Genomic DNA, 22,950 nt, shown 5'->3' with positions numbered 1-22,950 from the left:
AAGCGTCGCCCGGGCCCTCTCTCCTAGCGTGACCTGCACAGACAACGCTTCGAGGAGGAGTCACTGATGAACAAGTGGATCCGGCAGTTCCACCGCTGGGTGGCGGTCGCTTTCACCGTCACCGTGCTGGCCACCGTGGTCGCGCTCGCCCAGGAGGAGCCGCTCCTGTGGGTCTCTTACACTCCGCTGCTGCCGCTGGCCCTCCTTTTCTTCTCGGGCGCCTATCTGTTCGCGCGCCCCTATCTGGTCAAGCGCCGCGCCGCCGCTTCGCAGGGCTGAGGCTCTCTTTCGGCGGCAGCGTCGCGACGTGGTCGTACGCCTCGGCCAGCCACCGATCCAGTTCGGGATCGTCGAGCCGGTCGCCGGCGACCAGGATCCAGCCGGGCATCGAGCGACCACCCGACTCGAACGGCCGCACACCCACCCGTTGCAGCGCCGCCGCCACTCCCTCGGGCCCGAGGCGCACGATCAGTTCGTCGCCGGAGACGCCCACCGTCATGTTGCCGTTGGTGAAGAACGCCAGCCCGCCGAACATCTTGCGCTCGGTGACGGCGGGATCGGTCAGCTTGTCGCGGAGCCGCTGCGCCAACGTCTCGTCATAGGCCATCCGCGTGTCTCCGGAACTGGTCTTCGAGGTAACCCGCGACCGGGCGGCCGTGCAGGCGCAGGCGGGCCATGCCGCCGTCGGGAAAGATGTCGAGCCGGACGTGGGCGGCGACGCGCCCCGCGCGTATCGGGAAGCGGTGTGGTGTGTCGGGGCGCAGCGCGACCCGGGGCAGCAGGTCGAACCATTCCTGACCGTCCTCGCTGCCGCGCAGCGAGGCCCAGCCGGGGGCGTTGCCCTTGAAGTGAGTGGTGTCGAGGTCGGCCAGCACGATCTCGGCCGGCGCGGCCAGGCCGACCGTCACCCAGTCGTTGGCGTCGTCGCGGCGGCGCGACGTCTCCCAGCCGTCGCCCATGTGCTGGGCCAGGCCGGGCATCAGCATGTGGCCCGGATGGCCGTAGAACATGTTGCTGCACCCGGTTATGCGGGCGCCGTGGGCCAGGGCCGCGACGTCGAAGACCTCGGGCAGCAACCGCGGGTCGGGCACCGAGGTGCCGTGGACGCGCAACCGGGCGACGCCGCCGTCGGGGAAGATCGTGAGCCGGACGTGGGTGAAGCGCCGCTTCTCGGTCACGGCGAACAGGTTGCGGCTGTCGCCCTGCAGCGGCGACCTCGGCACGAGCGGCGTCCATTCGGCGGCGAGCAGCTCGGCCGGGCTGGGATAACCGTCGACGGCCAGCCCGTCGACCGCCGCGTGGGGCGGGTAGTTGCCGGTGAAGAAGGCGGTGTCGATGTCGACGCCGCGGATGACGCCGGGCGCGCCGAGCCGCACGACGGCCGTGTCGTGGCCGGGTTCGCGGCGGCGCCGGGTCTCCCAGCCGTCGTACACCTGGCCCTTGTGGTCGAAGGTGCGCGGCGCGAAGACCGGCGGCTGCGGGAGGACCAGGTGGTCGGCCGCGGCGAAGAACTCGTCGTCGGCGTGGACGACACCGCCGCCGAGCGCCCGGGACGCCAGGTCGGGCAGGGTGACGAACTCTTCCATCAGGCAACCCTCCGGCTCAGGAACCGGCCGCGCGCGGTGCCGCCGGTGACGGCCTGGCCGCGCAGCCAGGTGGTGCGGACGACGCCGTGCAGTTTCTTTCCCGCGTACGGCGTCACGGGGTTCTTGTGGTGCAGCCGGGCCGGCTCGACGACGAAGGTGTCGTCGGGGTCGAACGCGACCAGATCGGCGTCGGCGCCGACCGCGATGCGGCCCTTGTCGTGCAGCCCGACCAGCTCGGCCGGGCGCCGGGCCATCCACTCGGCCACCGCCGCCAGTGAGTGACCCCGCGCGCGGGCCGCGCTCCAGATCACCGGCAGGCCCAGCTGCACCGACGCGATGCCGCCCCAGGCCGCCGCGAAGTCGCCGGTGTCGCGCCTCTTGAGCTCGGGCGTGCAGGGCGAGTGGTCGCTGACGACGCAGGTGATCAACCCGTCGGCCAGGGCCAGCCAGAGCTGGTCGGCGTTGGCCGCGTCTCGGATGGGTGGGCAGCACTTGTACTCGGTCGCGCCGTCGGGGATGTGGGCGGCATCGAGGGTCAGGTAGTGCGGGCAGGTCTCGGCGGTGACGCGCAGGCCCTCGGCCTGCGCGGCCGCGATCAACGGAAGGGCCGACGCGGCCGAGAGGTGTAGGATGTGCACGCGGCCACCGGTGGCGCGCGCCGCCTCGACGGCGGTGGCGACCGCCGCGTGCTCGGCCTCGGCCGGCCGGGAACCGAGGAACGCGGCGTAGCCGGCCGGGCCGGACAGCTCGCCGAGATGCTCGGGATCCTCGGCGTGGACGACGAACTGGGCGTCGACCGCCTCGATGGCCTGGCGCAGCTCGGCCGCCGACACGGGCGGGAACTCGGGCACGCCGGAGTCGGCCAGGAAGGCCTTGAACCCGAACACCCCGGCCGCGTGCAGCGCCGGCAGCTCGGCCGCATTACCGGGCACGGCGCCGCCCCAGAAGCCCACGTCGACGAACGTCTGCCCGCTCGCGGCCGCCTGTTTGATCCGCAGGGCCTCGACGTCGACGGTCGGCGGCAGGCTGTTGAGCGGCATGTCGACGATCACGGTGACGCCCCCGGCCGCGGCGGCCCGGGTGGCTGAGGCGAAGCCCTCCCATTCCGTACGCCCGGGCTCGTTGACGTGCACGTGCGTGTCGACCAGCCCGGGCAGCAGCGCGGTCTCGCCCAGATCGGTGTCGACGGCCGCCTCGAACTCGTCGTCGTAGCCGCCCACCGCCACGATCGTGCCCGCCGCGACCGCCACGGCAGCCGCCCGCTCACCACCCTCGGTAACCACCCGCCGCGACCGCAACACCAGCTCGACCATGAGCAGAAGCCTAACTTTCCCGTACGACAGAAAAGTGGAATTCAGCGGCGACTCTGTCGGATCACCACCACTCCATTGAGGACGGGAGGAGCGCGGACGATGCCAGCGGTGAGATCCGCGGAACGTGGTGACCGGTGGTGGTCGAGGCCCATCTCATGGACCTGCGGGGCAAGGCCGAGAAGCATGTCTGCACCTGCCCGGAAATCCGGCCGCTACCGTGTGACCATGCGAGCACCCATCCACGTCGGCGAGTGGGACGGGCCGGCCACGGCGTTGCCCGCAATCCTCGTGCACGGCACTTTGAGCTGGGCTTCCTGGGCGTTCGCAGGGCAGCGGCCGCTCGCGCGCGACCGGCGGATTCTGCTGCCGGACAGGCGTGGCTTCGGCGACAGCCCGGAGCCGGCTGGAGGCACGAGCGACTACGCGGTCGACGCCGTGGACCTGCTCGAACTGATGGCCGCGGCCGCGCCGCACGGTGTGCACCTGGTCGGGCATTCCTGCGGCGGCACGGTCACGATGCCGGCCGCGGCGGCCCGGCCCGACCTGGTGCGGTCGCTCGTCCTGGTCGAACCGTGCGCGCACACCGTCGCCGCTTCGGTGCCGGTCGTCGCGGCTACGATCGAGGACGGCCGTCGTTTCATGGCCGGGGCGAAAGAGCACGACCCGTCCGCGTACGTCGAACTGGCGTACCCCACCGGCCCGCGCCCCGAGCCGGCGTCGTCCCTGCTGCGCGCCGCCCGCACCGCCCTGAGCGAGCGCCCCTGCTGGCTGGCCGAAGTGCCGGTTCAGGCGCTACGTACGGCTGCCTTCGGAAAGCTGGTGATCCTCGGCGGCTGGGAGTCGGAAGCGCCCGGCCACCGGCCGGGCATGGCAGCGGTGATGCGCGCGGTGTGCACCTCGGTGGCCACCCGAATCGGCGCCCGCCTGGCCGAGGTGCCCGGCGCCCGGCACGAGCCGCAGCGTGAGCAGCCCGCAGCCTTCAACGCCCAGCTGCAGGCGTTCTGGAAGTCGCACGAAGGTCCGTAGACGGCGCCGAGCTTCCGGGCGTCAGAGGAACGCCAGCAGCTCGTCCCGGCTGAAGGTGACGTCGGTCAGCGCGCCGCAGTTGAGGCCGCGTAGCAGATAGGTGGCCAGCGCGCGGGCGGTGGCGGGCTCGTCGGCGATGCCGCCCTCCTGCCGGTCGAGGTAGCGCCGCAGCCGGGTGACCGCGGCGTCGCGGCCCTCGCGGAAGAACGTGTACGTGGCGGCGTAGCGGGTCGGCAACTGGGCCGGGTGCAGGTCCCAGCCCTGATAGAAGCCGCGTTCCAGGGAACGGCCGACCAGGCGGTGGTGGACCTCCCAGGCCGACTGCACCTCTTCGCGCGAGCCGACGGGCAGGATGTTGGTCGAGCCGTCGGACAGGCGAACCCCGGTCTGCGCGGCCGCGACCTGCATGACCGCCTTGGCGTGGTCGGCCACCGGATGGTCCATGGCCTGGTAGGCCGCGGCCACCCCGGCCGCGGCGCTGTAGTCGTACGTGCCGTAGTGCAAGCCCGTGCAGCGGCCGCCGGCCGCGGTGAGAAGCCGCGCCACGGTGGCTGTGCCGTCGGTCGCGAGCACGGCGGCGGGCAGCTCGATCTGGATCTCGAAGCGCAGCGTCCCGGCGGCCAGGCCGTACCCGTTCTCGAGCCGTTCGAGCAGCGTGACCATGGCCGTCACCTGGTCGGCGCCGCTCACCTTGGGCAGCGTGACGATGAAATCGGCGTCCTGATAGGACGACAAAAACAGGTCGAGCGTCCGCAGCGACCGCCGTCGGGTCGCGGCCTCGAGCGACTTGACGCGCAATCCGAGGAAGGGCGGCCGGTCACCCGCGCGCAGGATCGTCGCCGCCTTGCGGACAGCCGCATCCTCCTGGTCGTCGTCGCGGACGCCGTAGCCGTCCTCGAAATCGACTCGCAGGTCTTCGATCGGCTCACTCGCCAGCTTGTCGCGGACGCCGGGCACCGACCACGGGAAGTCGTGCAGCTTCATCACCCGCAGCGCCTCGGCCCCCCACTCGCGGAAGCCGTCGAGGCGGTCGGCCGGGATGTAGACCGTGTGCACGGGCTGCCGATCGGCGCTCTCGCCCGGGTAGCGCGCGGCGAGGAACGCGTCGTGCGCTGCCAGCAGCCCGTCGGCCTCGTCGTAGTCGGCGCCGGTGAGCCGCATCAGCCGGCCGATCCGACGGGGGCGGTGGTGGCTCGCATCAGTCGATCGAGTCGTAGGCGGCGGTCGTCAGGAAGTCGGCGAAGTCGTCGGCCAGCGCGACCCGCTCGAACAGCTTGCGGGCGTCGTCGAAGCGGCCGGCGGCCCACGCGTCGTCGCCGATCGCCGCCCTGATCCTGGCGAGTTCCTCGTCCTCGATCCGGCCGACCAGACCGGCGGTGATCTCGGTGCCGTCGGGCAGGCGGACGCCGTTGTGGATCCACTGCCACACCTGCGACCGCGAGATCTCGGCGGTGGCCGCGTCTTCCATCAGGTTGTTGATCGCGACAGCGCCGTTGCCCCGCAGCCACGCCTCGAGGTATTGCAGCGCGACGGACACATTGGACCGCAGTCCGGCCTCGGTCACCTCCGGAGTCGCGCCGACATCGAGCAGTTGCTCGGCGGTGACGGTGACCTCGGGCCGTAGCCGGTCGAGCTGGTTGGGCCGGTCACCGAGCACCCGGTCGAAGATCTCGAGACAGACCGGCACCAGGTCGGGGTGGGCCACCCACGAGCCGTCGAAGCCGTCGCCGGCCTCGCGTTCCTTGTCCTCCCGCACCTTGGCCAGCGCGACCTCGTTGACCGCGGGGTCGCGGCGGCTGGGGATGAACGCCGCCATGCCGCCCATGGCGAACGCGCCCCGGCGGTGACACGTGGAGACCAGCAGCTCGGTGTAGGCGCGCATGAACGGCGCGGTCATCGTGACCGAGGCGCGGTCGGGCAGCACCATCGAGGGGTTGTCGCGGAAGTACTTGATGATGCTGAACAGGTAGTCCCACCGGCCGGCGTTCAGGCCGGAGATGTGCGGGCGCAGCGCGTACAGGATCTCGTCCATCTCGAACGCGGCCGGGATCGTCTCGATGAGCACGGTGGCCCGGATCGTGCCGACCGGGATGCCCAGCGCCTCCTGCGCGTACGTGAAGACGTCGTTCCACAGGGCGGCCTCGCGGTGGGATTCCATCTTGGGCAGGTAGAAATACGGACCGCTGCCGCGATCGAGCAGCTCCTGGGCGTTGTGGAAGAAGTACAGCCCGAAGTCGACCAGGGCGCCGACGGCCGGCTCGCCGTCGACCGGCAGATGGCGCTCGTCGAGATGCCAGCCCCGCGGACGCATGACGATCGCCGGGTAGGGGCCACCGTTCAGCTCGTACGTCTTCTGCGGGGTCTCGAGCGTGACGGTGCGCCGGATCGCGTCGTACAGGTTCTGCTGGCCGTCGACGACGTTGGACCAGTGCGGGGTGTTCGCATCTTCCAGGTCGGCCAGCCACACCTTGGCCCCGGAGTTGAGCGCGTTGATGGTCATCTTCCGCTCGGTCGGACCGGTGATCTCGACCCGGCGGTTCCGCAGGTCGGCCGGGGCGGGCGGCGCGCTCCACTCGGCGGCGCGGATGTCGGCCGTCTCGGGCCGGAAACCGAAGGATCCGCCGGCCGCGATCTCGGCCCGACGGGCCGCCCGGGCCCGCAGGAGGTCGTCCCGCCGGGGCCGGAAACGCCTGTTCAGCTCGGTGACGAACGCGACGGCCTGGTCGGACAGGATCTCGGTCATCGTCGGCGGCTCCCCTCGTTGGCGGCTGCTCCCCCAAACCGTAGTGGAGGCGGAAGGCTGCGCAACCGCTTGTGGATAAACCGGTGCGCCCACCCCCGCGGTCCCTGCGGGGGTGGGCACACCGGGGGACGAGTGCGGTCACGGCTGGGGACGGGTGGCCGTGCCCGCACTCGCGATCAGAAGTTTCCGTACGAGTCGCACTTGGCCTTCTGGACCAGGCAGTCCTTGACCCGGTGGCCGAGGGCGGCGTCGTCCCACGCGAGGAAGGCGTCGCCGTGCATCGAGCTGGCGTTGCCCGAGCTCAGCTTGAAGCCGGCGCTGGAGCCCGAGGTCGGGTAGCCGATGACGAAGGCGATCGACGGGATCGCGACCGGGAACTTGCCGCTGCACTTGCCGGACGAGTCGGCGCCGCCGGTGTGCGACTTGTGGTCGGGGCTGTCCAGGTGCACGCCGTCCCAGCAGTCCGGGAAGGTCAGGTGGAACGTGAGCTCGGCCGTCTTGGCGCAGACCGGCCAGTTGCCGTCCGCGCTGCGGCCGATCTCGCCGCCGGCGCCCGCGCACCAGAACTGGCCGTTGGCGCCCTTCGGCGTGGCGACCTGCCGCTTGGCGTCACCGACGACCATCCGGAAGCCCTGCGGCAGCGGCATGGTCTTGCTCGGGTCGGGCAGCCGCGAGCCGTAGTAGACGGTCACGCCGTGCGGCTCGATCTTCTCGCCGTTCTCGTAGAGGCTCGGGATCCAGTACGACGAGTGGTCCTCGTCCGGCTTGCAGCTGGAACCGGTGTTCTTCAGCAACGTGTCGGTCGTGGTGAACGCGTCGGTCGACTTGTTACCGAGGAACGAGTGCATGTGCGAGCCGCCCGGCAGGCCCGGCAGCACGATCGGGTCGTCGGCCAGCGCGTGGCTGACCTTGCAGGAGGCGTTGAACTCGGCGACCCGCACCGGGTTGCCGGTGACCGGCTTCATCTTCATGGCGTTGAACTCGGCGACCTGGGCCTGCCACTTGGCCTGGTCCATGACGACCCAGCCGGCGCCGGTGTTCGCCGGCGGAGTGCTGGCAGTGGGGGCGGTCGTGGGAGCGGTCGTCGGCGGCTTCGTGGCCGGAGCGGTCGCGGGCGGCGTTGTCGTCGCCGTCGCGCCCAGCGTGAACCAGTTGATGTTGACGAAGTCGCCGCCCTGCTTGCTCTTCATCACCGCGAAGAGCTTCTGCTTGCCGGCCGGCGCCTTCACCGTGGCGGTCGTGGTGACAAACTTCTGCCAGCCGCCGGTCCGGGCGACCGGGATGGTGGCGAGCAGCGTGCCGGTCTGCGAGCCCAGGCGCAGCTCGACCGAGCCGCCTGCCGCGCTGTCCGACGCGATCCGGGCGGTGACCGTGCTGCCGATGCTCACGCTGTCGTAGCGCAGCCAGTCGCCGTTGGCCAACCAGCCGACGTTCTTGCCGCCGTCCTGGTCGCCCGTGTTCTCGGTCTGGGCGCCGGACTGGGCCGCGAACGCCTCGGCCTGCAGGCGCCCGGCGACGACGGTCTCAGCCGCGTTCGCGTTGGCGATGTAGATGCCGCTGGCGCCGAGCGCTACGGCGACGGCCGCGCCGAGGGCGGCGCGGGTCACGCGGCGACGGGTCTTGGGGTTGGGCGGGGCGACGTGGAGGGGTTCCGTCCGCATTTCTGAATCTCTCGTCTCTGCCGTTCTGGTGATTCGTGGGGGGCGGCTTCACCAGGAGTATGCACAGCTCAGAGACTTGTTTCAATCCGCGGAGAAAGAACTAGGAATGGCATTCGAAAGCGCCGCAGGTAGCCGCGATTCCTATTCTCGATAACGCTTTTCGGGGGAATCTTCCTTAAGTGTTTCTTAAATTCGCTGAGGTTTCCCCCGGTCGCGGGGCGTGATGGAGCTCAGGTGACCCGCTCCATCAGGCGCCGGTGGGCGCGGACGGCCTCACGCGCGAGCGTTCCGGCGTCGGCGTGCACCAGCTCGCCGCGTTCCACCACCGGACGCCCGCCGACCAGCGCCAGCTCGACCGGAGCGGCCGGGCCGAACACCAGCGCGGCCAGCCGGTCGTCGATGCCCGCGTGGCCGAGGCCGTCGAGCCGCCACAGCACCAGATCGGCCAGCTTGCCGGCCTCGATCGAGCCGAGGTCGTCCTGCCGCCCCAGGCAGCGGGCGCCGCCCATCGTGCCCAGCCGCAGGGCCTCGCGGGCGTTCAGGGCGCCCGGGCCGCCCCGGGTGCGGGCCGTGTACAGCGCCTGCCGGAGCTCCTCACCCAGGTGGCTCGCCTCCTGCGAGGCCGAGCCGTCTACACCGAGGCCGACCGGCACGCGGTGGTCGAGCAGCTCACGCACCCGGGCCGCGCCCGCGCCGAGCCGGGCGTTCGAACTCGGGCAGTGCGCCACGCCCGTTCCGGTCGCGCCCAGCTTGGTGATCGCCGAGTCGTCCAGATGCACGCCGTGGGCGAGCCAGACGTCGTCGCCGAGCCAGCCGAGCCGCTCGGCGTACTCCGTCGGCGTGCAACCGAACCTCTCCCGGCAGAAGTCTTCTTCGTCGTCGGTCTCGGCCAGGTGGGTGTGCAGGCGGACGCCCTTGCGCCGGGCCAGTTCGGCGGCCTCGCTCATCAGGCGCTCGGTGACCGAGAACGGCGAGCACGGCGCCACCGCGATCTGGAGCATCGCGCCGGGCGACGGGTCGTGCCAGCGGTCGATGGCGTTCTCGGTGGCGATCAGGGCCTCGTCGGTGCTCTCGACGATGTTGTCGGGCGGCAGGCCGCCGTCCTTCTGTCCCAGGTCCATCGAGCCACGGGTGGGGTGGAAGCGCAGGCCGACGCGCCGGGCCGCCTCGATCTCGGCCTCGAGCACGTCGCCGCCGTCGCGCGGGAAGACGTAGTGATGGTCCATCGACGTGGTGCAGCCGGAGAGTGCCAGCCAGCCCAGCCCGGCCCCGGCCGCGGCGCCGACCACCTCGGCGTCGAGCCGGCCCCAGATCGGGTAGAGCGTCTTGAGCCAGCCGAACAGGGTCTCGTCGACCGCCAGGCCGCGGGTCGCCCACTGGTAGAGATGGTGGTGGGTGTTGATCAGGCCGGGCGTGACCAGGCAGCCCGCGCCGTCGACGCGCCGCCCCTCGCCTTCGGCGGCCGGCCCCGCACCGACCGCGGCGATCCGGCCGTCGTCGCCGACCACCACGTGACCGTCGGCGTGATAGCTGTCCGACGCGTCGACGGTCGCGACGGCGACGTTCTCGATGACGATCACGGGTACCACTCCGTGATCGCGGGCGGGACGTCGTCGCGGGTCACCGTGCCCTCGATCAGCCCGTACGGCCGGTCGCCGGCGATGAAGACCTCGTTGTCGTTGGCGAGCTCGAACGGCGAGAGGTCGACCAGGTAGTGGTGCTTGTTGGGCAGCGCCAGGCGGATCTCGGCGATCTCGGGCTGATCGGTGAGCACCTGGGTGCCCATCGCGTACAGCGTCTGCTGCAGCGAGAGGCTGTGCGTGGTCACGAACGCCTTGGTCAGCGCCTCGACCACCCCCGTGTACGACTTGTCCCAGTCGGTGTCGTCGTCCAGGTGCCGCCAGCGGGCGTCGACCGCGGTCGCGAGGATGCGGTCGGTGGTCTCGGGCAGCGTCGTGTAACGGTCGCGCTGGAAGCCGTGGAACTCCGAGTTCGCCGAGTTCAGCAGCACCAGGCCGGCGAGGCCGGTCACCACCTGGGCCTGCTCGACCGTGACGGTCACCTCGGCCGTGCGGGTGTGGTCGCCCTGGCGGCGGAACGAGTGCGGGCCGAGCCTTTCCCAGCTGAACGACTCGATGCCGACCCGGGCCGCCCGGATCTGCGTGTGCGTCTCGACGAAGTGGCGGGCCAACAGGAGCGCGAACTGCTCGGGCGCGCCGACGCCGTGCTCCTTCGCGAAGGCGTACACCGTGTTCTTCATGGTGTCGGTGGGCAGCACGCCCGAGTTGTCGCCGGTCAGGTGGGTTGCCACGAGGTCGCCGGAGAGCGCGACGCTGACGTTGAGATCGGCCAGCGTGTGCGTCTCGCCGTCGCGGGTGACACGGACCAGCCGCGTCTCGGCCTTGCCGTAACGGTTTTCTCCGAGCACGATCGCCACGCGCGTTCAGCTCCCTCGATAGGTCGTGTATCCGTAGCGGCTGAGCAGCAGCGGCACGTGGTAGTGCCGCTCGGGGTCGCGGACGTGGAAGGCGACCGTGATCTCCGGGAAGAAGCAGTCGGCGCCCAGGTAGGGCTCGACGTAGAAGGACAGCCGATAGCCGCCCGCCTGCCACTCGTGCAGCGGCACCCGGTAGCGCAGCCGGCCGTCGTCGTCCGTACGCCCCTCGGCGATCGTCCCCCACCCCTGCGAGTCGCGTCGCTCCAACCGCACATAAACATCGCGGGCGGGCTCGCCGCTCACCGTGTCGAGGATGTGCGTCGAGATCTTGGCGTGGAACTCGGGGGCCGTGCCGTCGTCAGAGGGCATCGAGCACCCGTTCGAGTCGCAGCAACGCGATCAGGCGCAACTGGTCGGCGACGATCGCACGCTCGGTCGTCTCGTCATGGGTCAGACGTTCCCGCGCGGCGGCGAGGATCTCGTCCTGCGTGCGCCCGCTCGCGAAGATCAGAAAGACGTGGCCGAACTTTTCCTCGTACGCCCGATTGGCCTCGATCAGCGCGGCCCGGGTGGCCTCGTCAGCGCTCCGGGCGGCGGCGGACTGCTCACGGCGGGACCACGCGGCCTCTTGCGACTCGCCGGCGGCGCGCTCGCCTATCCGCGGGTGGGCGGACAGGCCGGCCAGCACCTCGGCCCAGCTCAGGGCGCGGGCAGCGGCATCGGCCGCGGCCAGCAGGTCGGCGCGCGACTCGTAAGGCCGTTTCGCGGTGATCGCGGCGCCCCAGGCGGGCGCGGCGCAGCACGCCTGCAGATCGTGCTCGAGACGGGCGGCGGGCAGCGAGTTGAACACCTCGACCGCGTCCATCGGCACCCCTTCCTGTTTCTGTCGATCAGTCAAGCAGCCGGGCCGGGACTCCGTCGTGCACTTTGTGTTCCGCCCACCCTGCCACGCCGGCCCGACAGTTTCCCGTTGTCCACAGTCCGGCGTTGTCCACAGGCGCCGGGCCGGTCCGGCGAAATTGTCGGACCGGTAGGCCAGGATGGTCCCGTGCTGATCGCCGACGACGCCCTGCCCGACCTTCCGATCCGCGAGGTGCTGCCCCGGGTCCGGGCCGCGTTGTCCGGCGGGGGCGCGGCGGTGCTGGTGGCGCCGCCCGGCACGGGCAAGACGACGCTGGTGCCGCTCGCCCTGCCCGGGCGCGTGGTCGTGGCCGAGCCCCGCCGCCTGGCCGCCCGGGCCGCGGCCCGGCGCATGGCGTCGCTGCTGGGCGAGCGCCCCGGCGAGCGGGTGGGCTACACCGTGCGCGGCGATCGTCAGGTCTCCCGCCGCACCCGGGTCGAGGTCGTCACGACCGGCGTCCTCGTGCGCCGCCTCCAGCGCGATCCCGAGCTCGCGGGCACGGCCGCCGTGATCCTCGACGAGTGTCACGAGCGCCATCTCGACACCGATCTGGCGCTGGCCTTCCTGGTCGAGGCGCGGGCCGCCCTGCGTCCCGACCTGCAGCTGCTGGCCACCTCGGCCACGGCCGACGCCGGCCGGCTGTCCGAGGTGCTGGGCGGCGCCCCGGTGGTGACCGCGACGGCGCCCCTGTTCCCGGTCGACGAGATCTGGGCCCCGCCGGCCGGGCCGATCACGCCGCCGCTCGGCCTGCGCGTCGACCCGCGCCTGCTCGACCACGTCGCCGCGACGACCCGGCGCGCGCTGGCCGAGGGCGAGGGCGACGTGCTCGTCTTCCTGCCCGGCGCCCGCGAGATCGACGCGGTCGCGGGCCGCCTGTCCGGGGCCGCGGCCGAGGTGATCCCGCTGCACGGGCGCCAGCCCGGTGCGGTGCAGGACGCCGCTCTGCGGGCGGGTCCGCGGCGCCGGGTGGTGCTCTCGACGGCGGTCGCCGAGAGCAGCCTGACGGTTCCCGGCGTCCGGGCGGTGGTCGACGCCGGGCTCAGCCGGGTCCCGCGTATGGACCATGCCCGCGGCCTCGGCGCCCTGGCCACGATCCCGGTGTCCCGCGCGGCCGCCGTCCAGCGCGCGGGCCGGGCCGGCCGTGAAGCGCCCGGCCGGGTCTACCGCTGCTGGTCCGCCGCCCAGCACGACCGTCTGCCGGCCCAGCCCGAGCCCGAGATCGCCGCGGCCGACCTGACCGGGTTCGCGCTCGATCTGGCCCTGTGGGGCCATCCCGACGGCTCCGGGCTGTCGCTGCCCGACCAGCCGCCACCGGGGGCGCTGCAGGCGGCCGTGACGACGCTGCGCGACCTGGGCGCGGTCGACGCCGGCGGCCGGGTCACCCCGCGCGGCCGGGCCCTGGCCGACGCGGGCCTGCATCCACGGCTTGCCCGCGCCCTGCTCGACGGCGCGCCGCTGGTCGGGCCGCGCCGGGCGGCCGAGATCGTGGCCCTGCTCGACGACGAACGCTCCCTGACCGACGACCTCGCCGCCGCCTGGCGCCGGGCCCGCGGCAGCCGGGACCCGGCCTGGCGCAGCGAGGTGAGCCGCCTGTCGGCCGCCCTGACCCGCAACCCCGCCGACGAGACGACTCCCGACGTCGCCGACGCCGCAGCCGACGCCGAATCGGGCGCCTCGTCGAACGACGGCGGCAAAGCCCGCGCCGGTGCGGGCGACGACGAGGTTCACGCAGCGGCGAACAACGAAAGGCCCACTCTCGCGGGCGACGTCCGCCAGTCGCGCGCGGGGGCCGACCGCGGCCGATCGCGTGCGGGGACGGCCGGGTCAGGGAATCTGCCGGACGATCTGGCGGCGGGGCTGGTGGTCGGGCTGGCCTATCCCGAGCGGGTGGCTCGGGTTCGCGAGGCGGGCGGCCGGGATTACCTGATGGCGGGCGGAACGGCGGCCGAACTGACCGGCGGCAGCGGGCTGGCCGGTATCGAGTGGCTCGCCATCGCTTCGGCCGACCGGGCGGCGGGGGCACGGACGGCGCGCGTCCGGGCCGCGGTGCCGCTCGACGAGGCGACGGCGACCGAGGCGGCGGCGACGCTGCTGACCGAGGCCACCGAGATCGGGTGGGTGGACGGTGACGTCGTGGCCCGCACGGTGCGGCGGCTCGGCGCGATCACGCTGGTGGAACGGCGGCTCGCCAACCCGGATCGGGAACTGGTGCGGGCCGCCCTGGCCGAGGGTCTCCGGCGGGAGGGGCTGGGGCTGCTGACCTGGTCGCGCGGCGCTGTCGAGCTGCGGGAGCGACTGGCCTTCGCGCAGGCGGCGCTCGGCGATCCCTGGCCCGATGTATCCGACGAGGCCCTGCTCGACCGGGCCGACGACTGGCTCGAGTTCGGTTCGGCCCGCCGCCGGGCCGACCTGGGCCGGATCGACGTGGCCTCGGGGCTCCGTCGTCTGCTGCCGTGGTCGGTGGCCGGTCGGCTCGACGAGGTGGCGCCCGAGCGGCTGCCGGTGCCCAGCGGGTCGCGGGTGCGGGTCGACTACTCCGACCCCCAGTCGCCGGTGCTGGCCGTCAAGGTGCAGGAGGCCTTCGGGTGGCGGGACGCCCCGCGGCTGGGCGACGGACGGATCCCCGTCCTGCTGCATCTGCTCTCCCCCGCCGGGCGGCCGGTCGCCGTCACCCGCGACCTGGCGTCCTTCTGGGCGCAGGGCTATCCCCAGGTGCGCGCCGAACTGCGTGGCCGCTATCCCCGGCACCCCTGGCCGGAAGACCCGACCACGGCCGAACCCACCCGCCGCACCAAACCTCGAGCACGTTGACGCCGCGCGGGATGGGAGTGCGATGAGCTTTCTGGTCGAGGTGGAGCATCGGTTCCGGGCTGTGCAGGGGCTGCCGTCGCCGGTTCGCGCGCTGAAAGGACTGCCACTGCTCGCGCCGGGCGCCGGGGTGGAGGTGATCGTCCGGGCCGGGGTCGCCTTCGAGGACGAGCAGCTGACCGAACGCGGATGGTTCTTCGACACCGACGCGGCTACAGCCGAGGTGGTGAACTGCTGTTCCGGGCTCGACGAGCGCCCATGGACCGAGTTGTTCGAGTTCCGGCCGACTTTCGAACTGGTGGCCCGTCATCTGTTCGCCCGCCTCGCGCCGCGGCTGCCACAGCTGGCCCACGTCGCGATCCGGGACGTCGACTTCGGCGTCACGACGACGTACCGGCCGCCGGGACCGTGAGCCGACGGTCGATTCCCAGCGCTGAAACCACCATCGAGGCGGCAGTGAACGGGCGGAACGGTCAGTTGGCCAGGTGGGCAGCCGACGAGGGCGGCACGGGCTGGGCCGGGATCATCGAGGGCTTCAGCCGGTGCAGGGGGCCGGGCTGGCCGAACAGGTAACCCTGGCCCACCAGGCAGCCGAGCTCGGCCAGCGCGTGGGCGCGGGACGGGGTTTCGATGCCCTCGGCGACCACGACGATGTTCAGGTCGGTGCAGATGGTCAGCACCGACCGGCACAGGGCGCCGGCCCGGTCGGGGGCGATGTCGACGTCGGTCAGGGTGGCGTCCAGCTTCACGATGTCGACCGGCAGCGAGTGCAGCTGGGCCAGAGCGTTGAACCCGCTGCCGAAGTCGTCCAGCGCGATCCGTACGCCGTAGGAGCGCAAGCGCTCCACCACGGCCGCGGCGGCCGCCAGGTCCTGGATGCGGCGGGTTTCGGTGATCTCCAGGACCAGGCGGGAGGCGGGGACGCCGCTGCGGGACAGGGCGGTCACCACCGATTCCTCCAGGCCGGTCTGGCCCAGGCGGGCGGCCGAGACGTTCACGTGCATGTCGATGGGACGGCCGTAGACACCGGCCAGGGCGGCGGCGTCGGTGCAGGCCTGTTCCAGCACGAAGTCGTCGATCGCGGCCACCAGGCCCGTGCGTTCGGCCACCGAGACGAAGACGTCGGGGTGCACGGGGCCGGCCACCGGCGAGGTCCAGCGGGCCAGGGCCTCGACCGCCACCGTCGCGCCGTCGGCGAACCGCACGATGGGCTGGTAGAAGACCTCGAAACCGGCCGCGGCGGGGTTTCCCGAGGCCAGGGCCTGGGCCAGCAGGTGTGGCAGGTCGGCGTTCGGGCCGCCGTCGTTCGTGCCGGCATAGCGGGCCATAGCGCCCTTGCCGCGGCGCTTGCTCGCGTACATCGCGGCGTCGGCCCGGCGCAGCAGCGCGTCGGCTGTCATCGGCTCGCCGGGCTCGGGCACCACGAGGCCGATGCTGGCGCCGACGCCGACCGTGTGGCCGTCGATCATGAACGGCTCGCGCAGCGCGGCCAGGATGCGGTGGCCGGTCGGTTCCGCCTCGGCGGGCGTCCGGTCGAGCAGCACCGCGAACTCGTCGCCGCCCAGCCGCGCCACCAGGTCGTCGGGCGACACGCAGCGCTGCATGCGTTCGGCGATCGCGTGCAGCACCCGGTCGCCCATGGCGTGCCCGAAGCTGTCGTTGATGAGCTTGAAGTCGTCCAGGTCGGCGAAGAGCACCGCGACCGGTCGCGAGCCGAGCGACTCGGACAGCCTCTCGCGGAACAGGGCCCGGTTGGCCAGGCCGGTCAGCGGGTCGTGATAGGCCTGGTGGCGCAGCCGCCGCTGCCCCTCGGAGACCCGCTCGAGCAGCACGGTGTTGTCGACGATCGTGAACATCTGACGGGCCACGACCAGGCCGAGACCGAGCCAGCCCAGGTACGCCTCGAACGGCGACAGCGGCTTGCCGGCCCCGCTGTTGATCGCGATCATCACGCCGGTCGCGGTCACCGGCACGTACGGAAGAAGCAGGTGCAGCCACTCGCGCTCCCCCGCCTCGACGGGCGCGGGCAGGTCGGCCGGCCGCGACGACAACGCCGCAACAGCGAGCAGCGCGGGACCGAGCAGATGCCCGGCCGACTGCCACGGCGACAGCGGCCCATCGGCCAGGTGCACGAGCCGCAACGTGTCCGAGACGCCGAACGCGACCAGGGCCAGTCCGCCCAGCGCGAGCGGACGGCGAGCCACCCGCGAGTCGGGCCGGGTGAGCAGCAGCAACATCACCATGGTGGCCAGCACCAGGTCGCTGATGGCGTAGCCGGCGGCGGCCACGATCAGGCCGGTGGGTTGCCCGGACCAGTGGAACCAGTCGCGCGGCACCGTCGACCAGACCAGCGCGAGCAGTGAGCCCGCGATGAGCACGCTGTCGATCAGCAGGGCCACCTGGTCGCGGCGGGCCGAGGTCGGCACCGGACGGGGCCGGGTGTACGGCGCCTGCAGCAACGCGACCACCAGGCAGGCGGGCAGCAGGAAGAACCCGATGTCGGACAGCATGGTGACCGGCCGATCGGGAAGCATGACGTCCTGCAGCAGCCACCACAGCCGGATCAGCGCCCAGCCGGCGAGCCCGAAGCCGAGGAGCAGCCGCCACCGCCGCTGCAACCCGTCCCGGCTGCGCGCCGCCGCGAAACAGATCCACGCCGCGGCCGCCCCCGCGACCAGTTGCGTGAGATCCGCGTACAGACGCCGGCCCGACGGCTCGATGAGCTCGCCGGCCGCGGTCACTCCCAGGACGATCGCCAGCGTGACGAACAGTCGCGCCGTCATCATCACCACCCAGTTGAGCCGCGGGCCCCCCGGTCCGCGACCGGTGTAACCTACCGCAGCTCCCGGCGCGGCAAAGAGCGCTCAGTCGACCGAAGTCAGATCGGCGACAATCACCGTCACGTTGTCCGGCCCGCCGCCCCGCAACGCCAGGTCGATCAGGCGCTCACAGCACGACTTGGGGTCGGCGGCGGCGAGCATCTCCTGCTCGATGGTCTCGTTGGTGACCACGGCGGTCAGGCCGTCGCTGCACAGCATCCACCGGTCGCCGGCCTCGGGCTCCACGATCACGTAGGCCGGGCTGACCGGCTCGCCCTGCAGCACCCGGGTGACCACGGAGCGTCGCGGGTGCCCGGCGGCCTCGTCGGGCCGGATGAGCCCCTGGTCGACGAGCATCTGGACGTACGTGTCGTCCTTGGTCAACTGGTTGAGGCGGCCCTCGCGCAGCAGGTAGGCGCGCGAGTCGCCGACGTGCGCCATGGCGGCGCGGGTGCCCGAGAACAGCACCGCGGTGAGGGTGGTGCCCATGCCCTGCAGGGAGTTGTCGGCCTCGACCTGCTCGGCGATCCGCCCGTTCGCGACCTCGAGCGCCTTGTGCAGCGCGTCCATCTGGTGGTCGTTGTCGATCGGGACGTCGAGCGGCGTCATCGCCTCGATGGCGAGCCGGCTCGCGAGGTCGCCGGCGGCCATCCCACCCATGCCGTCGGCGACGACGAGAAGGCGGTCACCGGCGTAGTAACAGTCCTCGTTGTTGCTCCGGACATGTCCTTGATCGGTGCCGGCGGCCCACCGCAGGTGCAAGGTCATGGCGTGCAGCTTCCCAGATCATCGCAACCCTGTCTGCACGCGGTCCGCGGCGTTTCGCCGGAAAAGGGCATCAGCTGGGGCTCAGTGGTCGCCCGAGGCATCGTGGATCGACCTCCGTCACGCGGCGTGTCGGTGCGATCCATGACAAAGCGGAGTCGGTCACCGCCCACCCGCGGACCGCGACAGCGCTGTCGGGCGGCCGTACCGGTTCGGGGCAGAGAGTCTTGGATCGCACCTGATCATTGGGGATGAACTTAACCAGTCCACCATCTTCGAGCACTGTCGTCGAGGTGTCGTCGACGGCGATCAGCTGTCCGCGTAAAACGTGAGTCGGTTTGCCCGGCTCCTCGACCTCGACGGCGCTGTTCGGCAGCACCGGCGCCCGCAGGAAGACGACGCCGATGGCCAGCGGCGCGAGCAGGGCCGCCCCGACCGCCGGCCAGTGCGTGACCAGCCGCGCGGCCCGCGCCGGCACCGGCCCGGTCAGCAACGGGCCGAACAGCGGCGGCAGCCCCAGCAGCAGGGCCGTCGACGTCTCACCGATCCGGAACGCCTGCACCATGCCCGGCCAAACGAAGATCAGAATCAGAGCGCCCACCAGCACCGGTACGCCGATGGTGATCCACACCATCAGCCAGCGCTCAGTGTGGAAACGCTGCGCGGCGGTCAGCCCGAGAATCGCGACGATGAGCATGCCGAGCAGTGGGAGCAACCGCAGCTGCCAGGTCAACGCGGCCAGCATCGCGGCCAGCAGCACCACCCAGTCCGGCATGCGCAGCGCGGTCACGGCCAGCAGCGAACGGCCCGCGTCCTCGGGCGCGCTCACCAGCAGCACGCTGCCGAGCAGCCGCAGCACCAGCACGACCGCCGGCACACTCCAGATCAGCGTGATGAAGAGCGCGCTGATCATGCCGAGCGGCGAGATGTACTGCACCAGCAGCAGCATCGTCGGCAGATCCTGCCGGCTCAGATACCAGAGCCGCAGCACCAGCAGCACGAGCGGGAACGCGGGCAGGATCGTGAGCAGGTAGTTGAGCTGCGCTCGACGACGCCGCGCCGGGATCGGCCCACCCTTGACGTAGATGCTGTTCTCGCTCATCCGAAGACGTCCTCCCAGGGCAGCTCCCGGATGTCCGGCCGCACGACCCGGGGCTGCTCGGCCACGGCGATCGGCGCCTTCTTGTTCTGGTCCACCTCGGACTGCAGATTGCGGTCGTAAGCCTCCTCCCACCGGGCGTCCTTCGGATCGGTGTACGAGCGGTAGAGGGTCAGATCGACCAGCTTCTGCAACGCCGGGTTCTCGCCCGCGTTGACGCCGTACGCCTCGGTCGGGTCCAGTCCGACGTCCCAGTGGTCGAAGTCGTCCGGGAACCTGTCCTTGAAGCCGGCCAGGATCGCGGCGTCGGTCGTGACCGCCTGCACCCGACCCTCACGCAGGTCGGCGATGCACTCGCTGATCCTGTTGCGCGGCACGACGACCGCCTCCTCCTTCTTGGGAGCGTCGAGGCTCGTCGACGACGAGATCGAGCAGACCCGCTTGCCCATCAGGTCGGCGATCGACGAGACCTGGGGCAGGGCGCCGCGCATCGTCAGCACCGACTGTTCGGTGTAGAGATAGGGCGCGGAGAAGCGCACGCCGTCCGCGATGCGCTTCGGCGTGATGCTGAAGCTGGCGATCACCAGCTTGACCGGCACCCGCTCGCCCTTGGCGTTGGTCGCCTGCATCCGCGGCCGGTCCTCGCTCTCGATCGAATAGAACTTGACCTCCGACCGACGGAAGCCGAGATCCTCGGCGATCATGTAGGCGATGTCGATGTCGAAGCCGCTCCAGCGCCCGTCCGCGCCGCGAAGAGCCAGACCGGGTTGATCGTCCTTGACCCCGATCGGCAGCTCGGTCCACGTCTCCACACCCGCTTGTTCCCGCAGGTCGGCCACGGACGGTGGCCCGCCGACGAAGAGCCGCACCATGGCCAGCCCCAGCGCCAGCACAATGGCCAGCCCCAGCGCGGCCAGCCGGAACGCGGCCAGGTTGAACCGCGGCGGCTCGATCAGCGGCTCCGGCTCGGGCGGCGGCAATCGCTGCTCGGCGGCCTCGCGCTCGGCCAGATCCTGCACGGCGATGTCTTCCGCCGTGCCTTCCGGCCCTGGTGGCGTACGCCGCCGCACCGGCCACGTGAATCGGCCGGCCACCCCGCTGCGATCGGAACCCATGGGCGCCTATCGTGCCGCATGAATGTCACGGCCGAGCACCCCTGTCGGGTTTCACCCGCCCGTTCCGGGTAGTCGAACGGCCATGAAGGGTCCCCTGCTCGCCGCGGTCGTCGCCGTAGCCGTCGGCGTCCGTGTCATCCGCTCCCGTCACCGGCGCTTCCTGCACCCCGACGGCCGCTCGTTCACCGGCGAGCTCATCGTCTGGGGGACGGGCCGCACGGAGGGCGCAGGCCTGCTCGACCGCCCCGGCCGGCACTCCGCCGTCGTCCGGATCTCGAAGGGAGCGGGCACCCGCGGCGGCCGGGCCGACATCCGTGGAGTGGCCGTGCGGGTGACCGGCGACCATCCCATCGACCTGCTGCTCTCCACGTCCGGCGAGGGCCGCTTCACCCGGCACCTGCCCGCTCCACGCCGCACGTTCGACACGTTCTACGGCTCGATCGTCGCCTACCGGACCGGCAGCACCCGCAAGATCTATCTGGGCGCCCGCGCCGACGAGCCTCTGGGCCGCGCCCTGGCTGAGATCGACGGCGGCTCGCTCGTGCTCCTCGCCGACGACCGCCCGTTCGGCCGGGTGACCTTCGGCGGCCGGCTGCCCGCCCGTACGGACGCCGCTCTGGCCTTCGACCCGATCCGCAACACAGCCCCCGACCTGTACCCGACCGGCGCCATCCACACCACCCGAGCCCTCGCCTACCGCTGGAGTCAGCGCTGGCGCGGCGCCACCCCGGCGGCCCCCGACGCCGACGCAGTCGAACGAACCGCCCTGCATCGCTGAGCACCCGGTCGTGGGCCTTGCTGCCGGGCGAGCGCAGGCGCACGGTGAGCACAGGTGTGCCGGGAAGTCTGGTCGGCGGTCATATCCGCGTCGGCTGACAAGGGCTCCCGATGAATGCTTCTGCGCTGCGTGCCGTCAATCTGACCAAAAGGTACGGTCGTGTCACGGCCGTCGACGACCTGTCTTTCCAGGTGCCCGCAGGCGAGGTGTTCGGGTTCCTGGGCCCCAACGGCGCGGGGAAATCGACCACCATCCGGATGCTGCTGGGTCTGGCTCGCCCGGCCGGGGGCCGTGCCTGGGTGTTCGACACCGACGCGGCGGATGTCGCCGCGGCGCACCGGCTGCTGGCGTACGTGCCGGCGGACGTGGCGTTGTGGCCGCAGCTGACCGGGGCGGAGATCTTGCACCTGCAGGCGTCCACCGGCCCCGGCACCGACCTGGCCTACCGCGACGAGTTGGTGGAGCGGTTCGCGCTGGACACCGCCAAGCTTTCCCGCACCCATTCGACCGGGAACAGGCAGAAGATCGCGCTCGTAGCGGCGTTCGCGACCCGCGCGCCGTTGCTCGTCATGGACGAGCCGACCAGCGGTCTCGACCCGCTGATGGAGCGGGAGTTCCGTACCGCCGTCGCTGAGGCCCGGAAGCGCGGGCAGACCGTGTTCCTCAGCTCCCACCAGTTGGCCGAGGTGGAGGCGGTCTGCGATCGTGTCGCGATCCTGCGGGCCGGCCGGCTCGTCGAGATCGCCTCGATCGGTCAGCTGCGGGGGCTGCACCGCGCCGAGGTGACCGTCTCCTACACCGGCGCACCACCACCGGGTCTCGGCGCCGTTCCCGGTGTCGACGGGGTCGAGCTGATCGGTGCCGGCCGGGTGCGGTTCTCGCTGATCGGTGCGCCCACGCCGGCGCTGCGGGCGCTCGCCGCGGCCGAGGTCACGGCCCTGGCAATCCGCGAGCCGAACCTCGAGGAGATCTTCCTCGAGTACTACGGCGCGCAGGATCCCCGATGACTGTCGCGACGACGCCCGCCACCGCCTCCCGATCCGGTGTGGTCACCACGCCTGGTACCGCGGTCAGCCGATTGGCACTTCGCCTGCTGCGCCGGAGCGGTCCGATCGTGCTGGGCCTCTGCGCTCTCATGCCGGCGCTGGTGGCCGGCACCTACGCCGGTGTCATGGCGGATCCGGCCGCGGCAGGAAGCATCGAGAAACTCGCCGGCAACCCCGCGATCCGGACCTTGTTCGGTGAGCCGGTCGCGCTCGATCAGGCCGGCGGATTCACCGTGTGGCGGGTCGGCACCTTCGTCGCCGTCCTGCTGGCCGCCTGGTCGGTCCTGGCCACCACGCGAATCACGCGGGGTGAGGAGGAGGCCGGCCGGTGGGAGGTCCTGCTGGCCGGCCGGCTTCGGCTGCGGTCGGTGGTGGCCCGCCACCTTGCCGCCGCCGTGACGATCCCGGTCGCCGCCGTCGTCGTGTCCGGCCACCGCGACGTGCGCGGTGGTCTGGTCGCAGCCTGCCGCCACGTGGACAGGCATCACCGCCACCGGAGGCGACCTCCGGCTGTCCGCCGCGCTGGCCGGGGCCTGGAACGCCCTGCCGATCGTGCTGCTCTGCCTGGGCGCCGCCGCCCTCGCCGCCGGATGGGCGCCCCGGGCAGCCTCAGTCGTCGGAGGGTTGCCCGCCACCGGCGGTTTCCTCTTGCTGGTGATCGCCGACAGCATCGCGGCGCCGGGGTGGCTCCGCGAGATCTCACCCTTCGCTCATCTGGCAGCGGTTCCGCTGACCGCCACCGACTGGACTGCCACGCTGACCATGACCGGCCTCGCCGTCGTCCTGATCGCGGCGGGAGCACTGGGCTACCAGCGACGCGACCTGCAAGGCTGACCCGTCCGCGGCCGAGAGG

Annotated in this window: 21 protein-coding genes and 1 pseudogene; 8 read left to right on the top strand and 14 right to left on the bottom strand. The window is 72.0% G+C overall.

Annotation, left to right across the window (positions count from 1 at the left end; all coding sequences use genetic code 11):
* Window positions 1-66: 66 nt before the first annotated feature.
* A complete protein-coding gene (locus tag KXC43_RS21445) occupies window positions 67-279 on the top strand; it encodes a hypothetical protein (protein WP_221377899.1) in 213 nt (70 codons plus the stop codon).
* Here KXC43_RS21445 and KXC43_RS21440 read toward each other — a convergent pair.
* From KXC43_RS21440 to allB, 3 genes are read right to left on the bottom strand one after another with little or no spacing between them, the layout of a single operon-like run.
* Window positions 248-607, bottom strand: coding sequence for a TfoX/Sxy family protein (locus tag KXC43_RS21440; protein ID WP_221377898.1), 360 nt, complete (start codon window positions 605-607; stop codon window positions 248-250). The two genes, KXC43_RS21445 and KXC43_RS21440, sit on opposite strands and share 32 nt — an antisense overlap.
* A complete protein-coding gene (alc, locus tag KXC43_RS21435; protein ID WP_221377897.1) occupies window positions 597-1,586 on the bottom strand; it encodes an allantoicase in 990 nt (329 codons plus the stop codon). Before alc ends, KXC43_RS21440 begins: the two co-directional genes overlap by 11 nt.
* Entirely contained in the window at window positions 1,586-2,899 is a 1,314-nt protein-coding gene (allB, locus tag KXC43_RS21430; RefSeq protein ID WP_221377896.1) for an allantoinase AllB, read from the bottom strand. The genes alc and allB overlap by 1 nt, the downstream gene beginning before the upstream one ends.
* Window positions 2,900-3,124: 225 nt before the next feature.
* On the opposite strand from allB, the gene KXC43_RS21425 reads away from it, so the two are divergent.
* Entirely contained in the window at window positions 3,125-3,925 is an 801-nt protein-coding gene (locus KXC43_RS21425; RefSeq protein WP_221377895.1) for an alpha/beta fold hydrolase, read from the top strand.
* Between the two features lie 21 nt (window positions 3,926-3,946).
* Here KXC43_RS21425 and KXC43_RS21420 read toward each other — a convergent pair whose 3' ends face one another.
* The 7 genes from KXC43_RS21420 to uraD all read right to left on the bottom strand — a co-directional run bounded on the left by KXC43_RS21420 (window position 3,947) and on the right by uraD (window position 11,631).
* Window positions 3,947-5,086, bottom strand: a complete 1,140-nt coding sequence (locus KXC43_RS21420; RefSeq protein ID WP_221377894.1) for a DUF6986 family protein — start codon at window positions 5,084-5,086, stop codon at window positions 3,947-3,949.
* A gap of 37 nt (window positions 5,087-5,123) precedes the next feature.
* Entirely contained in the window at window positions 5,124-6,668 is a 1,545-nt protein-coding gene (gene aceB, locus KXC43_RS21415; RefSeq protein WP_221377893.1) for a malate synthase A, read from the bottom strand.
* Between the two features lie 176 nt (window positions 6,669-6,844).
* Window positions 6,845-8,329: a DUF1996 domain-containing protein gene (locus KXC43_RS21410; RefSeq protein WP_221377892.1), complete on the bottom strand. Its 1,485-nt coding sequence runs from the start codon at window positions 8,327-8,329 to the stop codon at window positions 6,845-6,847.
* Between the two features lie 230 nt (window positions 8,330-8,559).
* A complete protein-coding gene (locus tag KXC43_RS21405; RefSeq protein ID WP_221377891.1) occupies window positions 8,560-9,909 on the bottom strand; it encodes an 8-oxoguanine deaminase in 1,350 nt (449 codons plus the stop codon).
* A complete protein-coding gene (pucL, locus tag KXC43_RS21400) occupies window positions 9,906-10,766 on the bottom strand; it encodes a factor-independent urate hydroxylase (protein WP_221377890.1) in 861 nt (286 codons plus the stop codon). Before pucL ends, KXC43_RS21405 begins: the two co-directional genes overlap by 4 nt.
* A gap of 6 nt (window positions 10,767-10,772) precedes the next feature.
* Window positions 10,773-11,135 carry a hydroxyisourate hydrolase gene (gene uraH / locus KXC43_RS21395; RefSeq protein ID WP_221377889.1) on the bottom strand — a complete coding sequence of 121 codons (363 nt, stop codon included), beginning with the start codon at window positions 11,133-11,135 and terminating at the stop codon, window positions 10,773-10,775.
* Window positions 11,125-11,631, bottom strand: coding sequence for a 2-oxo-4-hydroxy-4-carboxy-5-ureidoimidazoline decarboxylase (gene uraD, locus KXC43_RS21390; protein WP_221377888.1), 507 nt, complete (start codon window positions 11,629-11,631; stop codon window positions 11,125-11,127). Before uraD ends, uraH begins: the two co-directional genes overlap by 11 nt.
* 189 nt (window positions 11,632-11,820) lie before the next feature.
* Here uraD and KXC43_RS21385 point away from each other — a divergent pair, with 189 nt between their 5' ends.
* Together KXC43_RS21385 and KXC43_RS21380 are read left to right on the top strand one after the other, a co-directional pair.
* Entirely contained in the window at window positions 11,821-14,478 is a 2,658-nt protein-coding gene (locus tag KXC43_RS21385; protein ID WP_221377962.1) for an ATP-dependent RNA helicase, read from the top strand.
* 22 nt (window positions 14,479-14,500) lie between these two features.
* On the top strand, window positions 14,501-14,887 hold the full coding sequence (locus KXC43_RS21380; RefSeq protein WP_221377887.1) for a 6-carboxytetrahydropterin synthase: 387 nt from the start codon (window positions 14,501-14,503) through the stop codon (window positions 14,885-14,887).
* A 61-nt stretch (window positions 14,888-14,948) separates the two neighbouring features.
* On the opposite strand, the gene KXC43_RS21375 is transcribed toward KXC43_RS21380, so the two are convergent.
* The 4 genes from KXC43_RS21375 to KXC43_RS21360 all read right to left on the bottom strand — a co-directional run bounded on the left by KXC43_RS21375 (window position 14,949) and on the right by KXC43_RS21360 (window position 20,273).
* Entirely contained in the window at window positions 14,949-17,258 is a 2,310-nt protein-coding gene (locus KXC43_RS21375; RefSeq protein ID WP_221377886.1) for a putative bifunctional diguanylate cyclase/phosphodiesterase, read from the bottom strand.
* 81 nt (window positions 17,259-17,339) lie between these two features.
* Complete coding sequence (locus tag KXC43_RS21370; protein WP_221377885.1) at window positions 17,340-18,062, bottom strand: PP2C family protein-serine/threonine phosphatase; 723 nt, start codon at window positions 18,060-18,062, stop codon at window positions 17,340-17,342.
* 70 nt (window positions 18,063-18,132) lie between these two features.
* A complete protein-coding gene (locus tag KXC43_RS21365; protein ID WP_221377884.1) occupies window positions 18,133-19,161 on the bottom strand; it encodes a hypothetical protein in 1,029 nt (342 codons plus the stop codon).
* Window positions 19,158-20,273: a transporter substrate-binding domain-containing protein gene (locus KXC43_RS21360; protein ID WP_221377883.1), complete on the bottom strand. Its 1,116-nt coding sequence runs from the start codon at window positions 20,271-20,273 to the stop codon at window positions 19,158-19,160. The genes KXC43_RS21365 and KXC43_RS21360 overlap by 4 nt, the downstream gene beginning before the upstream one ends.
* A gap of 82 nt (window positions 20,274-20,355) precedes the next feature.
* Here KXC43_RS21360 and KXC43_RS21355 point away from each other — a divergent pair, with 82 nt between their 5' ends.
* From KXC43_RS21355 to KXC43_RS21345, 4 genes and pseudogenes are all read left to right on the top strand, one after another.
* A complete protein-coding gene (locus KXC43_RS21355; protein WP_221377882.1) occupies window positions 20,356-21,051 on the top strand; it encodes a hypothetical protein in 696 nt (231 codons plus the stop codon).
* Between the two features lie 110 nt (window positions 21,052-21,161).
* The gene (locus KXC43_RS21350) at window positions 21,162-22,058 is read left to right on the top strand and encodes an ABC transporter ATP-binding protein (RefSeq protein WP_221377881.1); all 897 of its coding nucleotides are present in this window, start codon (window positions 21,162-21,164) and stop codon (window positions 22,056-22,058) included.
* Window positions 22,055-22,519 (top strand): annotated as a pseudogene (locus KXC43_RS53670) (efflux permease Rv1217c-related protein); the annotation flags it as partial. The gene KXC43_RS21350 and the pseudogene KXC43_RS53670, both read left to right, overlap by 4 nt.
* 25 nt (window positions 22,520-22,544) lie before the next feature.
* Window positions 22,545-22,931: an efflux permease Rv1217c-related protein gene (locus KXC43_RS21345; RefSeq protein ID WP_221377880.1), complete on the top strand. Its 387-nt coding sequence runs from the start codon at window positions 22,545-22,547 to the stop codon at window positions 22,929-22,931.
* Window positions 22,932-22,950 lie beyond the last annotated feature (19 nt).

Source organism: Paractinoplanes polyasparticus, from assembly GCF_019710575.1.
GTDB lineage: Bacteria > Actinomycetota > Actinomycetes > Mycobacteriales > Micromonosporaceae > Actinoplanes > Actinoplanes polyasparticus.
Note: the sequence above shows the minus strand (reverse complement) of the source record. Positions and strands in the feature narration are given on the sequence as shown.

Excerpts from the sequence above, each read along its gene's own strand:
- KXC43_RS21350 (WP_221377881.1), top strand. The coding sequence starts at position 21,162 with ATGAATGCTTCTGCGCTGCGTGCCGTCAATCTGACCAAAAGGTACGGT.
- uraH (WP_221377889.1), bottom strand. The coding sequence starts at position 11,135 with ATGCCCTCTGACGACGGCACGGCCCCCGAGTTCCACGCCAAGATCTCG.
- uraD (WP_221377888.1), bottom strand. The coding sequence starts at position 11,631 with ATGGACGCGGTCGAGGTGTTCAACTCGCTGCCCGCCGCCCGTCTCGAG.
- KXC43_RS21380 (WP_221377887.1), top strand. The coding sequence starts at position 14,501 with ATGAGCTTTCTGGTCGAGGTGGAGCATCGGTTCCGGGCTGTGCAGGGG.
- KXC43_RS21440 (WP_221377898.1), bottom strand. The coding sequence starts at position 607 with ATGGCCTATGACGAGACGTTGGCGCAGCGGCTCCGCGACAAGCTGACC.
- KXC43_RS21410 (WP_221377892.1), bottom strand. The coding sequence starts at position 8,329 with ATGCGGACGGAACCCCTCCACGTCGCCCCGCCCAACCCCAAGACCCGT.
- KXC43_RS21370 (WP_221377885.1), bottom strand. The coding sequence starts at position 18,062 with ATGACCTTGCACCTGCGGTGGGCCGCCGGCACCGATCAAGGACATGTC.
- KXC43_RS21375 (WP_221377886.1), bottom strand. The coding sequence starts at position 17,258 with ATGACGGCGCGACTGTTCGTCACGCTGGCGATCGTCCTGGGAGTGACC.
- KXC43_RS21445 (WP_221377899.1), top strand. The coding sequence starts at position 67 with ATGAACAAGTGGATCCGGCAGTTCCACCGCTGGGTGGCGGTCGCTTTC.
- KXC43_RS21425 (WP_221377895.1), top strand. The coding sequence starts at position 3,125 with ATGCGAGCACCCATCCACGTCGGCGAGTGGGACGGGCCGGCCACGGCG.
- allB (WP_221377896.1), bottom strand. The coding sequence starts at position 2,899 with ATGGTCGAGCTGGTGTTGCGGTCGCGGCGGGTGGTTACCGAGGGTGGT.
- aceB (WP_221377893.1), bottom strand. The coding sequence starts at position 6,668 with ATGACCGAGATCCTGTCCGACCAGGCCGTCGCGTTCGTCACCGAGCTG.
- alc (WP_221377897.1), bottom strand. The coding sequence starts at position 1,586 with ATGGAAGAGTTCGTCACCCTGCCCGACCTGGCGTCCCGGGCGCTCGGC.
- KXC43_RS21365 (WP_221377884.1), bottom strand. The coding sequence starts at position 19,161 with ATGAGCGAGAACAGCATCTACGTCAAGGGTGGGCCGATCCCGGCGCGG.
- KXC43_RS21355 (WP_221377882.1), top strand. The coding sequence starts at position 20,356 with ATGAAGGGTCCCCTGCTCGCCGCGGTCGTCGCCGTAGCCGTCGGCGTC.
- KXC43_RS21420 (WP_221377894.1), bottom strand. The coding sequence starts at position 5,086 with ATGCGGCTCACCGGCGCCGACTACGACGAGGCCGACGGGCTGCTGGCA.
- KXC43_RS21360 (WP_221377883.1), bottom strand. The coding sequence starts at position 20,273 with ATGGGTTCCGATCGCAGCGGGGTGGCCGGCCGATTCACGTGGCCGGTG.